General features: G+C 75.4%; 13 protein-coding genes and 1 pseudogene. 10 read left to right on the top strand and 4 right to left on the bottom strand.

Going from position 1 to position 11984, the window contains the following annotated elements:
* Positions 1-192: 192 nt before the first annotated feature.
* The 7 genes and pseudogenes from Acit_RS10820 to Acit_RS10795 all read left to right on the top strand — a co-directional run bounded on the left by Acit_RS10820 (position 193) and on the right by Acit_RS10795 (position 5719).
* Positions 193-1089, top strand: a complete 897-nt coding sequence (locus Acit_RS10820; protein WP_312710507.1) for a DNA-processing protein DprA — start codon at positions 193-195, stop codon at positions 1087-1089.
* Between the two features lie 9 nt (positions 1090-1098).
* Positions 1099-1920 (top strand): LLM class flavin-dependent oxidoreductase, encoded by an 822-nt coding sequence (locus Acit_RS13225; protein WP_312710506.1) that lies wholly within the window; start codon positions 1099-1101, stop codon positions 1918-1920.
* A gap of 10 nt (positions 1921-1930) precedes the next feature.
* Positions 1931-2326, top strand: a pseudogene (locus Acit_RS14000) (TIM barrel protein); the annotation flags it as partial.
* The gene (locus Acit_RS13220) at positions 2274-2840 is read left to right on the top strand and encodes a TIM barrel protein (protein WP_376746050.1); all 567 of its coding nucleotides are present in this window, start codon (positions 2274-2276) and stop codon (positions 2838-2840) included. The pseudogene Acit_RS14000 and the gene Acit_RS13220, both read left to right, overlap by 53 nt.
* Entirely contained in the window at positions 2837-4252 is a 1416-nt protein-coding gene (gene fumC, locus Acit_RS10805; protein WP_248108970.1) for a class II fumarate hydratase, read from the top strand. Before Acit_RS13220 ends, fumC begins: the two co-directional genes overlap by 4 nt.
* Positions 4253-4271: 19 nt before the next feature.
* The gene (locus tag Acit_RS10800; protein ID WP_248108968.1) at positions 4272-4625 is read left to right on the top strand and encodes a 4a-hydroxytetrahydrobiopterin dehydratase; all 354 of its coding nucleotides are present in this window, start codon (positions 4272-4274) and stop codon (positions 4623-4625) included.
* Positions 4622-5719 (top strand): DUF6687 family protein, encoded by a 1098-nt coding sequence (locus tag Acit_RS10795; RefSeq protein WP_248108967.1) that lies wholly within the window; start codon positions 4622-4624, stop codon positions 5717-5719. The genes Acit_RS10800 and Acit_RS10795 overlap by 4 nt, the downstream gene beginning before the upstream one ends.
* A 98-nt stretch (positions 5720-5817) precedes the next feature.
* Here the strand turns inward: Acit_RS10795 and pspAB are convergent, their stop codons facing one another.
* Both pspAB and htpX read right to left on the bottom strand, forming a co-directional pair.
* Positions 5818-6507: a PspA-associated protein PspAB gene (pspAB, locus tag Acit_RS10790; protein WP_248108965.1), complete on the bottom strand. Its 690-nt coding sequence runs from the start codon at positions 6505-6507 to the stop codon at positions 5818-5820.
* Positions 6508-6510: 3 nt separating this feature from the next.
* On the bottom strand, positions 6511-7440 hold the full coding sequence (gene htpX / locus Acit_RS10785; RefSeq protein ID WP_248108963.1) for a zinc metalloprotease HtpX: 930 nt from the start codon (positions 7438-7440) through the stop codon (positions 6511-6513).
* Positions 7441-7725: 285 nt separating this feature from the next.
* Between htpX and mca the strand changes: the two genes are divergently transcribed.
* Both mca and Acit_RS10775 read left to right on the top strand, forming a co-directional pair.
* Positions 7726-8712, top strand: coding sequence for a mycothiol conjugate amidase Mca (mca, locus tag Acit_RS10780; RefSeq protein ID WP_248108961.1), 987 nt, complete (start codon positions 7726-7728; stop codon positions 8710-8712).
* Positions 8693-9301 (top strand): hypothetical protein, encoded by a 609-nt coding sequence (locus Acit_RS10775; RefSeq protein WP_248108960.1) that lies wholly within the window; start codon positions 8693-8695, stop codon positions 9299-9301. Before mca ends, Acit_RS10775 begins: the two co-directional genes overlap by 20 nt.
* Here Acit_RS10775 and Acit_RS10770 read toward each other — a convergent pair.
* Positions 9284-9628: a hypothetical protein gene (locus tag Acit_RS10770; RefSeq protein WP_248108959.1), complete on the bottom strand. Its 345-nt coding sequence runs from the start codon at positions 9626-9628 to the stop codon at positions 9284-9286. The genes Acit_RS10775 and Acit_RS10770 overlap by 18 nt on opposite strands.
* A complete protein-coding gene (locus Acit_RS10765; protein WP_248108958.1) occupies positions 9625-10485 on the bottom strand; it encodes a ChbG/HpnK family deacetylase in 861 nt (286 codons plus the stop codon). The genes Acit_RS10770 and Acit_RS10765 overlap by 4 nt, the downstream gene beginning before the upstream one ends.
* A 461-nt stretch (positions 10486-10946) precedes the next feature.
* Between Acit_RS10765 and Acit_RS10760 the strand changes: the two genes are divergently transcribed.
* Entirely contained in the window at positions 10947-11897 is a 951-nt protein-coding gene (locus Acit_RS10760) for an LLM class F420-dependent oxidoreductase (protein ID WP_248108957.1), read from the top strand.
* Positions 11898-11984 lie beyond the last annotated feature (87 nt).

The following is an 11984-nucleotide window of genomic DNA, read 5'->3' as shown; positions in this document are numbered from 1 at the left end:
GGCGTGGGAGGCGCTGCGGGGGGGCCAGCATCCCCTGGACCCCGAGGGGCGGTGGCGGGAGGCCGCCCGGCGCCTGGACCTAGGTGGGCTGGGGGCGGTGCTGGACCGCTTCGGGGTGCGGGTCCTTGGGCCGGGCGACCCCTGGTTCCCGACCCGGCTGGCCGAGCGCCGGGGGGGGGGGGGGGACCCCGGGTGCTGTTCGTGCGGGGCCAGGTGGCGACCCTGGGCGCCGGTCCGGTGGTGGCGGTCATCGGGAGTCGGGCCGCCACCGGCTACGGCCAGGAGGTGGCGAGGTGGTTCGGAACGACCCTGGCCGGCGCCGGCGTGGTGGTGGCCGGGGGGCTCAGCCGGGGGATCGAGGCCGCGGCCCACGCAGGGGCTCTGGTGGCGGCCGGTCCTGGGCCCCTGGCAGTGGTCGGCGGGGGGCTGGGGCGCGCCCTGGCCGGGGACGAGCGGCGGCAGCAGGCGGCCGTCGTGTCCCGGGGGGCGCTGGTGAGCGAGCTACCGCCCGGGGTGCCGGAGCGGCCTTGGACGCTGGCCATGCGCTGTCGGCTCCTGGCGGCCCTGGCCGAGGTGGTGGTGGTAGTGGAGGCCGGGACGCGAAGCGGCGCGCTGCGGACGGTGCGGGAGGCGAGGCGGCAGGGGACGAGGGTGCTGGTGGTGCCCGGGCCGGTCACGAGTCCGGCGAGCGCGGGCGGTCACGAGCTCCTGGCCAGGGGCCAGGCAGCGTTGGCGTGCTCGCCGGCGGACGTGCTCGCGGCGCTGGGGCGGGTGGCGCCCGTTCCCTCGGGCGCCGGGGCGGCCGACCGGGCGAACCGGGGGCGAACGGGCCCGGGCGACGCGGCCGCTGTGGGACGCGAAGGCAGCCGGGCCCCGAGCCGGGCCGGGGAGGTCGGGATCGACGGGGAGGCCCGAAGGGTGCTGGACCGGCTGGGGGGCCGGCCGGTGACGGTGGACTGGCTGGTGGAGGCGACGGGCTTGCCCTTGGCGAAGGTGGTCCTGGCGCTGCTGGAGCTGGATGGGGTCGGCGTGGCGGTCGAGGAGGCGGGCCTGTGGCGGCGTCGGAGCCCCGGGCCGGGCGGTGGTTAGCGTGGGCAGGTGCGCTGCGGGCTGCTGGTCGTGACCGGTTCGGGCCTGGGGGCCGACCGGGCGGTGGCGGCCGGGGTGGCGGCCGAGGGGGTGGGGGCCGAGCTCGTGGTGGTGGCCGCTGGGCGGCCCGGGGCGGGGGACCCGTTGGTGATCCTCGGCGCCCTGGCGGAGCGGACGGCCCGGGTGGCCCTGGTGTGCGGGGTGTCGGTGGGTCGGGGGGAGCGGGTGGTGGGGGTGTGGGGGAAGGAAGTGACCACGCTGGACCGGGTGAGCGGCGGGCGGGCCGGTCTGGTGCTGGGGGGCGGCCCGGGCGCGTGGCGGCGGGCTGGGGGCGTCGGGGAGGGACCGGCCACCGGTGCGTCAGCGGCAGCGCAGGAGGAGGCCCTCTGGGCACTGGACCGGCTGTTTCGGCGGCCACCGGCCAGCGTCGAGGGGCGGCGGGTGGTGCTGCGGGGCGCCCCGAACCTGCCGCCGCCGCGCCAGCCGGGGGGGCCCAGCCTGGCCACTTTGGTGCCCCCGGCGGGCCGGGGCGGGCGGTCCTGGCGGCTGGTGCCCTGGGAGGGGCCAGGGCGGGGCCGGCCACGAGGCTGGGCTCGGGGGACCTGGGTGGTCCTGCCCGCCGACCGGCTGCTTCGGGCCCGGCCCGAGGAGGTGGCGGGGGTGCTGGCGGGGCTGCGCCGGCGGGGGGAGCGGGCCGCGGCGTCGGGGGCGGCCGGGGTGGTGCTGGGGGTGGCGGCTCGGGCTGGCGGCACCCAGGGGGACGAGACGGGGTGGCTGGCCCGGTTGGGGGCGGGGCTGGCGGTCGTGCGGGCCGGGGGGCGGGCCCGCTAGCGTCCCGGTCGTGGTGGTCGGGGCGCACGTCCGGGGCGGCGGGGCGCTGGCCGACGTGGTGGACCGGGGCGTGGCGCTGGGAGCGGAGGCGGTCCAGATCTTCACCCAGAGTCCCCGGAGCTGGCGGCCGGCCCGGCACGACGCGGCGGCCGTCGCCGGGTTCCGGGAGCGCTGGGCGAGCCAACAGGACGCGGTGCAGGCGGTCTTCTGCCATGCCAGCTATCTGGTGAACCTGGCGACGAGCGACCCCGAACTCCTGGCTCGATCGGAAACAGCGCTGGCCGCGAACCTGCAGCTGGCGACGGCCATGGGGGCCGACGGGCTGGTGCTGCACGTCGGGAGCCACCGGGGTAGTGGGCTGGCCGGCTGCATGGACCAGATCGTGGCCGCCTTGGCCCGGGCGCTCGAGAGCGCCGGCGACCCGCCAGGCGGGCGCCGGGGCGGGGGGGACCGTGGGGCGGGACTTCGGGGAGCTGGCCTCGATCCTGGCGGCCCTGGATGCGGGCGATCGGGTCGGGGTCTGCCTGGACACGCAGCACCTGTGGGCCTCGGGGGTCGACTTCGGCGGGCCCGAGGAGGCCGAGGCGGTCCTGGACGAGCTGGAGGAACGGATCGGGTTGGCCCGGCTGCGCTGCGTGCATCTGAACGACTCGGCGGTGCCCCGGGGGGCGAACCGGGATCGACACGCCAACCTGGGGCAGGGCAGCATCGGGGAGGAGCGGCTGGCGTGGCTCGTGGGCCATCCGGCCTTGGCCAGGGTGCCGGCGGTCCTGGAGGTGCCGGGGGAGGGCCAGGGGCCGACGGCGGAGCAGGTGGCGTTGGCCAAGGCGGTGGTGCGGGAGGGCCAGGCCCGCTGGGCGGCCCGCCGGCCGGCCACGAGGGGGCGTGGGGGGATCGAAGCGAAGGGAGGAGCGGCGTGACGGACCAAGGCGAACGGGCCCAGGAGGGCCATCGGATCGAGACGGACTCCATGGGGGCCATCGAGGTCCCGGCCGATCGGTACTGGGGGGCGCAGACGGCCCGGTCCTTGGTGCACTTCCCGATCGGCCGGGACACGATGCCCAGGCCCCTGATCCGGGCCATCGGCATCCTGAAGGAAGCGGCGGCCCGGGCGAACATGGAGCTGGGCAAGCTGGACGAGCGGCGGGGCGAGGCCATCGTGGCCGCAGCCCAAGAGGTTCGGGACGGGCGTCTGGACGACCACTTCCCCCTGCGGATCTGGCAGACCGGCAGCGGGACCCAGACGAACATGAACGCCAACGAGGTCATCGCCAACCGGGCCATCGAGCGCCTGGGTGGCAAGCTGGGGTCGAAGGACCCGGTGCATCCGAACGACCACGTCAACATGTCCCAGTCGTCGAACGACACGTTCCCGACGGCCATGCACATCGCGGCTGCCGAGCAGGTGGTGCACCGGCTGCTGCCGGCCGTCCGGGCCCTGCGGGACGCCCTGGCGGCCAAGGCGGAGGCGTTCGCCGACATCGTGAAGATCGGCCGGACCCACCTGATGGACGCCGTGCCCTTGACCCTCGGGCAGGAGTTCTCCGGCTGGGTGGCCCAGCTGGACGCCGACCTGGCCCGGCTGGAGGCCAGCTTGCCGGCGGTCTACGAGCTGGCCCTGGGGGGCACGGCGGTCGGCACGGGCCTGAACACCCACCCGGAGTTCGGCGAACGGGCCGCCAGGCACGTGGCGGCCATCACCGGCCTGCCTTTCGTCTCGGCCCCGAACAAGTTCGCCGCCTTGGCGGCCCACGACGCCTTGGTGCAGCTGAGCGCCACGTTGCGCACCCTGGCGGTTTCCTTGACGAAGATCGCCGACGACATCCGGTGGCTGGGCTCGGGGCCCCGAGCGGGCCTCGGTGAGCTGATCCTGCCGCCGAACGAGCCGGGCAGCTCGATCATGCCGGGGAAGGTCAACCCGACGCAGTCGGAGGCCATGATCATGGTCTGCATCCAGGTCATGGGGAACGACGCGGCGGTGGCCGTGGCCGGCAGCCGGGGGAACCTGGAGCTGAACGTCTGCAAGCCGGTGATCGCCCACAACGTCCTGCACTCCCTGGAGCTGCTGGCCGACGCTTGCGGCACGTTCCGGGAGTTCTGCGTGGAGGGCCTGGAACCGGACCGGCAGCGGATCCAGCAGCACCTGCAGAGCTCGCTCATGCTGGTCACGGCCCTGAACCCCCTGATCGGCTACGACAAGGCGGCCGAGGTGGCGAAGAAGGCCCATCGGGAGGGCTCGACCTTGAAGGAGGCCTGCGTGGCCCTCGGCTACTTGAGTGCCGAGGAGTTCGACCAGGCGGTGCGGCCCGAGGCCATGGTGCACCCGGGCTGACCGGGGGAGCCGAGGAGCGATGGCGGGGTCGGAGGAGCTGCTGGACGAGGCCCAGCTGGCCGAGGCCCTGGCCGGCTTGCCGGCGTGGCGCCAAGAGGGCGGAGCCCTGGTCCGGGAGGTCGAGCTGGCCAGCTTCTGGCAGGCGGTGGCGGCGATCGTGTGCGTCGCCGAGGTAGCCGAGGCCCAGGGGCACCATCCGGACCTGACCCTCCGCTATCGCCGGCTCGGGTTCTCCGTGACGACGCACAGCGCCGGCGGGCTGACCCGGCGGGACCTGGCCTTGGCGGCGGCCATCGACCAGCGGCTCGCCGCGTTCGGCGTCCCTCCTGGCGGGCCGCCGCCGGGGGCCGCGCCGGGCGCCCCGGGCGGGTGAGCTGGCGGCGGGTTCGGCTCGGCGAGCGGCCGCTCGCGGTCCTGGACCTGCCGGTGGCCGAGCCGGTGGCCCATGTGCTGGTCGACGGGGCGCCCCGGGCCCGGACGGTCCTGACCCTGTCGCACTGGCCGGGCACGCCGACCCCGGGGGCGCTCCGGGCGGACCTGTCGACCGAGATCGCCCTGGCCGCCGTGTCCCGCCGCTGGCCGTTGCCCCGGCGGGTGGCGGGTGCCACCTTGGACCACCTGGACGTCGACGGCCTCCTCGGCCTGCTGGTGCTGGCCGAGCCGTCGGTGGCCGAGGGCGAGGGATCGCTGCTGGTCGAGGCGGCTCGGGTGGGGGACTTCGGGGTGGTGCGGGATCCCCGGGCCGCAATGCTGGCCTTCGGCCTGGCTTACTGGCTGGGGGTCGACCCGATGGTGGGCTTCGGCCGGGCCGGGGCGCGGCCGACGCAGGCCTGGTCGCTGGTGGAGGCCCTGGAGGTGGCCCGAAGGGTCCTGGGCTGGGCCCGGGCCGGAGCCGACGGCGAGGCTGCCGGTGCGGGCGCCCGGCCGGGCGCGGACGGGCCTGCGGGGCTGGCCGAGGAGCTGGCCGGCTGGCGGGCCAGCGAGCGTGCCCTGGCGGCTGGGCAGGTGGTGCTGAGCGAGGAGCCCGAGCGGGACCTGCTGGTGGTGCGGCCACGCGCTGGCTGCTGGCCGGTCGGTGGGGGGCTGGGCGACCTGCCGGTCCACCCCGCCGCTCTGCACAGCGCGAGTCCCCGGAGCCGCGTCTGCCTGGTCGGCGAGGACCGGCTGGTGTGCTGGTTCCGCTACGAGACCTGGGTCCGCCTCGGCCGGGGGCGGCCAAGCGGGATGCGGCCCCGGGTGGACCTCGGCCCGTTGGCAGCCGAGCTCTCCGCCTGGCCGGACGGTGGGGGACCGTGGCGGTTCCCGGGGCCCGCGGCCGTGGTGCCCTGGCTGACGCCGGCGGGGCCGGTGGCCGACCCCGAAGCGGTGCTGGATCGTCTGCGGGCGGAACTCGATCGCCGGGACCGCCAGCTCCCCGCCTGGGACCCCGAGGCTCGGTCCCCGGTGCCGGCCGCGCCGACCGGCTGATCGGGGCACGCGGCCCGTTGGCCCGGCCCGCCCCGCTCGTGGGGGTGGCTCACCCGGGGCCGGGTCAGGCGCTGGGTCGGCTCAGGCGCTGGGCCGGGTCAGGCGAGCGGCAGGTCCCAGAGCGGGAACCAGCGGCTCAGGTCGGCCTCGAAGGGCAGGTCGGACCCGAGCACGCTCCGGATCCGCAGCTCCAGCTCGTTGTCCCGACGCTGGGGTCCGGTGGGCACGAACGGGTAGAAGCTGCCCCGCTTGGCCAGGTAGACGAGGTAGACCCGTCGACCGGCCAGGTCCCGGTCCGCCTCGGGGCCGGCCCGGAAGCCGAAGACCGAGCAGAGCAGCTGCGGACCCCAGCCGGCGTCGCTCAAGGAGCTGTGGACCATGTGGACCCGGGTGACCAGGTCCTCGACCGATCCCCCGTCGACCACGATCCAGCTGTAGCCGAAGGAGTCGGTGGCGTGGCGCAGACGGGTGTCGGCTCCGAGGGCGAGGCCGCTGCCGTCGTCGTCCAGGGGCAGGGGCTGATTGGTCTCGGGGGCGGCGGCCACGTCGAGCCCCACCGGGGCGGCACCGCCGGGGATGGAGGCCGTGGCCAAGAGGGCATCGATGTCCCGCTGCATCTCGGCGAAGCTCGGCCCCGTCGGGGGTTTGGCGCACACCCCGGCCTGGCCCGAGGGCACCAGGCCGGTGGCGGCCTGCAGGGTCACGGCCGCCCCCGACAGCGAGAAGAGCTGGTCCAGGTTCGGCTTGACCGGCTTGGACCGACCGAGGATGGTGTCGAGGAGTCCCACGGCTCAGGCCTGGTTCAGCTGCCGCTCCAGCTTGGCCAGCTGCTCCAGCCGCTTCTCCAGGGGCGGGTGGGTCGAGAAGAGGGTCGAGACGCTCGTCCCCTTGGTCAGGGCCGGCGTGAAGAAGAAGGCGTTGAAGTGCTCCGCCTGGCGCAGGTCCCGGGTCGGGATCCGCCCCATCTCCCCGCTCACCTTCACCAGCGCGGAGGCCAGCAGCGCCGGTCGACCGATGAGGATGGCGCCCGAGCGGTCGGCTGCCAGTTCCCGGTAGCGGGAGAGGGCCATGGTCAACAGGAAGCTGATGGCGTAGACGATGACCGAGAACAGCAGCACGGCGAGCTCCATGATCGCCAGGTTCTCGGCGTTGCGTCGGTCCCGTCCGTAGCCGCCGCCGAACCCGCCGAAGAGGCCCATCCAGAACATCATCCGGGTGATCATCCCGGCCACCATGCCGAGGAAGCTGGCGATGGTCATGACCGCCACGTCCCGGTGGGCGACGTGGGACAGCTCGTGGGAGAGCACCGCCTCGAGCTCCGGCTCGTCGAGGCGCCGCAGGATCCCCCGCGTGGCGCAGACCACCGCGTTCTTCGGGTTCCGCCCGGTGGCGAAGGCGTTCGGCATGTCGACCTCGGCCACGGCGACCCGGGGCTTCGGCATGTCCGCCAGGGCGCAGAGCCGGTCCACGATGCCGTGGAGCTCCGGCTCCTCCTCGGGGGTCACGATGTGGCCCTTCATGCCCCAGAGGGCGATCTTGTCGGAGAACCAGTACTGGCAGACCGCCAGGGCCAGGGGGATGGCCACCACGATGGCCATGCCCACCCCCAAGGCGTAGAGGATCCCGCCGACCACCGCGTAGAGCACGACCAGCAGTAGGCCCGTGATGAACATCCGGACGGTCAGGCCGTGGTCGGCCGGGATGCGACTGGTCGTGGCCATCTCCGGTCCTCTCCCTCCAGGTCTCGTTCCTGCACGACGCTCCCTGCCCTCCAGGAACCGGCCCTCGATCGGCCGGCCCTCGAGGCTGCCGCCCCTGCGGTCCTCGCTCCGAGGCCCGCGTCCTGGAACGGAAGCCGGACGGAGAGCGTCGTCCGAGGTCAGTGTAGGGGAGGGGTCGGTCGAAGCGGCTTCGCCCCGGGCCGCTTCGCCGGCTCCGACGGGGACCCGGCTGGTGACCCACGGGCCGGCTGGGCGACGGCCGGCACCGGGTACGGTGGGGTCCCGATGGGAAGCCTCTCGGACCAGGCGCGGCGCTGTCTGCTGACCGTCCACGCCCATCCCGACGACGAGTCCTCCAAGGGGCCGGCCACCGTGGCCCGGTACCACGCGGCGGGGGTCCGGACGGTGCTGGTCTGCTGCACCGGGGGCGAGGCGGGAGACATCTTGAACCCGGCCATGGACCGGCCCGAGGTCCGTGCCGACCTGGCGGCGATCCGACGCCGGGAACTGGAGGCGGCGGTCGAGGTGATCGGGTATGACGAGCTGGTCTGGTTGGGGTACCGGGACTCGGGGATGCCCGGCACCCCGGCCAACGCCGATCCGCGCTGTTTCGCCCAGGCTGACCTCGGGGAAGCCGTGGGCCGGCTGGTCGCCGTCCTTCGGCGGGAGCGGCCCCAGGTGGTGGTGACCTACCCGGAGGACCAGCGGGGGTACCCACACCCCGACCACCTGCGGGTGCACGAGGTGACCATGGCCGCCGTCGAGGCGGCGGCCGACCCCGAGGCCTATCCCGAGGCCGGTCGACCCTGGCAGGTCGCCAAGGTCTACGCCTCGGGGTTCTCGGGTCGTCGGGTCCTGGCCCTGCACGAGAAGTTCCTGGAGCTGGGCCTGGAGTCCCCCTTCGACGAACGCTGGCTGGAGCGGGCCCGCACCCCCCAGCCACCCCCGACCACCCAGGTGGACGTCCGGGCGTTCAGCCTCGTTCGACGCGAAGCCCTGCTCGCCCATCGGACCCAGGTGGACCCGACGTCCCGCTGGTGGTTCGGGCTGCCTCCCGAGGTCGAGGCCGAGGCCTACCCGGTCGACGAGTACTGGCTGCTGCGGGTGGCCCCGGGTTGGACGGCCCCCCTGCCCGCCCCGCTGGGTCCCGGGCCGGTCGAGGACGACCTCTTCGCCGGGGTCGGGACCGAGGAGGACCCGATCTGCTCGGGGGCAGCCCCGAAGGCGACAGCCCCCTCGGGGACGGGGCCCCGTGGCCACCGGAACGGGTGACGGCGCGGTGCCGGGGGCGTCACCTGGTCCGTCCAGGGACCCTGAGGGGCGGGCGGCGCTCGACGCCGTGGCGAGCGAGCTGGCAGCTGCGCTGGGCGAGGCCCTTCGGCCCGCGGTCGTGGGGGCCTCGCTGGCCGAGTGTCCCTGCCTGCCCCTGGTGTTCGTCCTGCGCCCGCCGGCGGCCGGTGACGGGCGGCGGGGTGGTCGTGCAGGCGAGGCTGGCACCGCCCAGGTGTGGGTGGGCGAGCCGAGCCCGGACCGTGTGGGGCGTCCCTCGGGCGAGCTGCCCGTGACGGTCGGTCGGCTCGCCCCGGCATCGGCGGCCGCCCTGGTGGTCGAGGCGGCGCTGGACGACCTGCCCGACCTGCTCGGGGACCCCAAGGCCCTGGCGGTCAGCTACATGCAGGGCCGGACCCGGCTGGAGGGTCGAACCGGATCGGTGCTCGGGCTCCTCGGCTGGTGGACGGGCCCTGGGGGCGAGCCGGTGCGCGAGGTGCTGCGCACCCACCTGGCGGGCTCGCCGACTTGGGGTTCGCTGCTCGCTCGGCGATCCGACAGTCCCGGGGCGGGCTCAGCGAGCCAGGCCTGAGCTGGTCGTGGAGCTCGGCAGGGTCGGGGGCCCGTCGCTCCCCAGCCACCCCAACCGCACGGCCCCGACGCTCTGGGCCACCACCAGGGCGACCATCGTGGCCACCGCCAAGGCCACGACTGCGCCCAGCACGTTTCGCAGGAGCTGGGCGGCGGTGCCGCCGCCCCGGCCGCTGCCCGTCGGGGGAGGGGACGGAGGCTCTACCGGGAGCCGGCTGGAGCCCGGTTCGAGCTCCCGCAGGAGCTCGGCCAGGTCGGATCCCCCGCCGTGCCCGGTGGGCGTCGGCTCGGGCCCAGGCCCGGTCTGGGGAGCGGGAGCGTCGTTCATCGGGTTGGCTGGTCTGCGCTGGTGCGCCGCCGCATGACCTCCCGGAGCTGGCGGTAGCCCACGAGGTGCACCCCGGGGCCCTGGAGCGCCTCGTGGAGCGGACCCCCGCCGGTGAGGAGCTCGTGGTCGTCGACCCGCTCCGGCCAGTCCGGGCACAGGGCCCGCAGTTCTGGCTGGTCGAGGGCCGGGTGCAGGCGGACCTCCACGACCCCGGGTCGGGGGTCGGCGAGGAGCGCCTCGAGGGCGGCCCGCGCCCCCACGGTGCCCGGCGACGGCAGCAGCTCGTCGGGGGCCAGCACCCCCGCCTCGGCGGCCAGCTCCCGGAACGGGAACCCGGCCCGTCCCTGGTCGCTCGGCCCGGAGAGCCGGATCGGCAGCTGGAACTCGACCGCCAGCTCCAGGTAGACGTCGAAGAGTTCGGGCCGCAGCCACATGGCGCCCAGGTGTGCCGCCAAGTGGGTCACGTCGAAGCCCCAGACGATCGCCCGCTCGACCTGGGCTCGGCACTCCCGCCGCAGCTCGTCCAGGTCGCAGTGCTGCCAGAGGTCCGCCAGGGTCCGGGGGAAGCCGCCGTCACCGTCCAGCAGGGAGGGCGCGGCGGTCAGCGGTCCCCAGCGCACCGAGTCGAGTTCGGCGTTCAGCGTGAGATGGACGCCCACGTCCTCGCCCCGGTAGGCACCGGCTGCCGACCGGGCCCAGGGGCCTGGCACCATGAGGCCGGCGGTCGTCGCCAGTCCCTGTCGCAGACCGTCGTAGACCGCCGTGTTGACGGCGTGGCAGGCCCCCAGGTCGTCGGCCGTCAGGATCAGCACGAGGTCCTGCTCGCCGTACCCGAGCTCCTCGACCAACGAGGTCACCGCCATGACCGTAGTCGGCGCTGAGCTCGGCAACGGCCGGCCGTTCAGGCGGCGGCCGGCCGTCGGTGGCCCCGTCCTGCCCGCCCGGATCGGGAGGCCCGCGGGGTCCCCTGGCGTCGAGCGGGCTGGTCGAGAGGTCGGGGCTCCTCCCACACCTCGAGCGAGCGTCGACCCGCGCCCCGCCGGGGTGCGGGGTTCGGGGAGGGGCCACCTGGACCCCCCGTGCCGGCCAAGGCGGCGCGGGCGGCCCGCACCCCGGCCAGGCCGACCGAGCGGGTGTGCGCGTCCAGGCGCCACCGTTCCCCGGGGACCGCCGGGCGCATCGGCCCGGGCGTGCCCCGGTCGGGCCCCGGAACGGCGACGGTCGGAGACGCCGGCGGCACCGGCGGCTCGAGCTCGAGGGGGAGCGCCTGCTGGCTGGTCACGGGCCCAGGGTGCCCGGCGGGTGTAACACTGCGGGGATGGATCGCTACGGGATCACGGTGCCCTTCGACGACATTCCCCTTCGGGACCACCCCCGCTGGTACGCCCTGCTGGCAGAGCTCGGGTACAGCGACGTCTGGACCGGCGAGGCCAACGCTGCCGACGGGTTCACTCCCTTGGCGGTGGCCGCCATGGCCGCGCCCGGCCTGCGCCTTGGGACGGCCGTCGTGCCGGTCTACACCCGAGGTCCGGGCCTGCTGGCCATGCAGGCCGCCACCATGGCCGAGTTGGCCCCGGGGCGTTTCGCCCTGGGGATCGGTTCGTCCTCGGACGTGATCGTGGAGCGCTGGAACGCCGGCCGCTTCGACCGGCCCTATCAGCGGGTGCGGGACACCGTGCGGTTCCTGCGCCAGGCCCTGCGGGGCGAGAAAGTCGAGGCCACCTACGAGACCTTCGCCGTCCAGGGGTTCCGGCTGGCCCGCCGGCTGGCCGAGCCGCCGCCGATCCTGGTGGCGGCCCTGCGGCCCGGCATGCTGCGCCTGGCCGGCCGGGAGGCGGACGGGGCCATCATCAACTGGCTGGCCGCCCGGGACGTGCCCCAGGTGGCCGCCGAGGTCGGACCGGGCAAGGAGATCGTGGCCCGGATCTTCGTCTGCCCGACGACCGACGCCGAGCGGGCCCGGCAGGTGGGCCGCATGGGCATCGCCGCGTACCTCAACGTCCAGGTCTACGCCGAGTTCCACCGGTGGCTGGGGCGGGAGGACATCCTGGCGCCGATGTGGGAGGCCTGGTCGGCCGGGGACCGCAAGGCAGCCCTCGGGGCGATCCCGGATGAGCTGGTCGACGAGCTGATCGTGCACGGGACCCCTGAGGAGTGCCGGGCCCACATCCAGCGCTACGTCGACAACGGGGTCACGGTCCCCGTCCTCGCCCTCCTGCCCGGCGCCCCCGACCTCGAGCAGGCGGTGCGGGACCTGGCCCCCCGCTGACCCCGGATCCGGGTCCTGCGACGCCGGGCCCAGCCAGCGTCGGTGGCGCAAGCGAGGAGCGCTGCGGCCACCTGACCAGTCGGCCAG

Source organism: Aciditerrimonas ferrireducens (assembly GCF_023130475.1).
In the GTDB taxonomy this organism is placed as follows: domain Bacteria; phylum Actinomycetota; class Acidimicrobiia; order Acidimicrobiales; family UBA8190; genus Aciditerrimonas; species Aciditerrimonas ferrireducens.
Note: the sequence above shows the minus strand (reverse complement) of the source record. Positions and strands in the feature narration are given on the sequence as shown.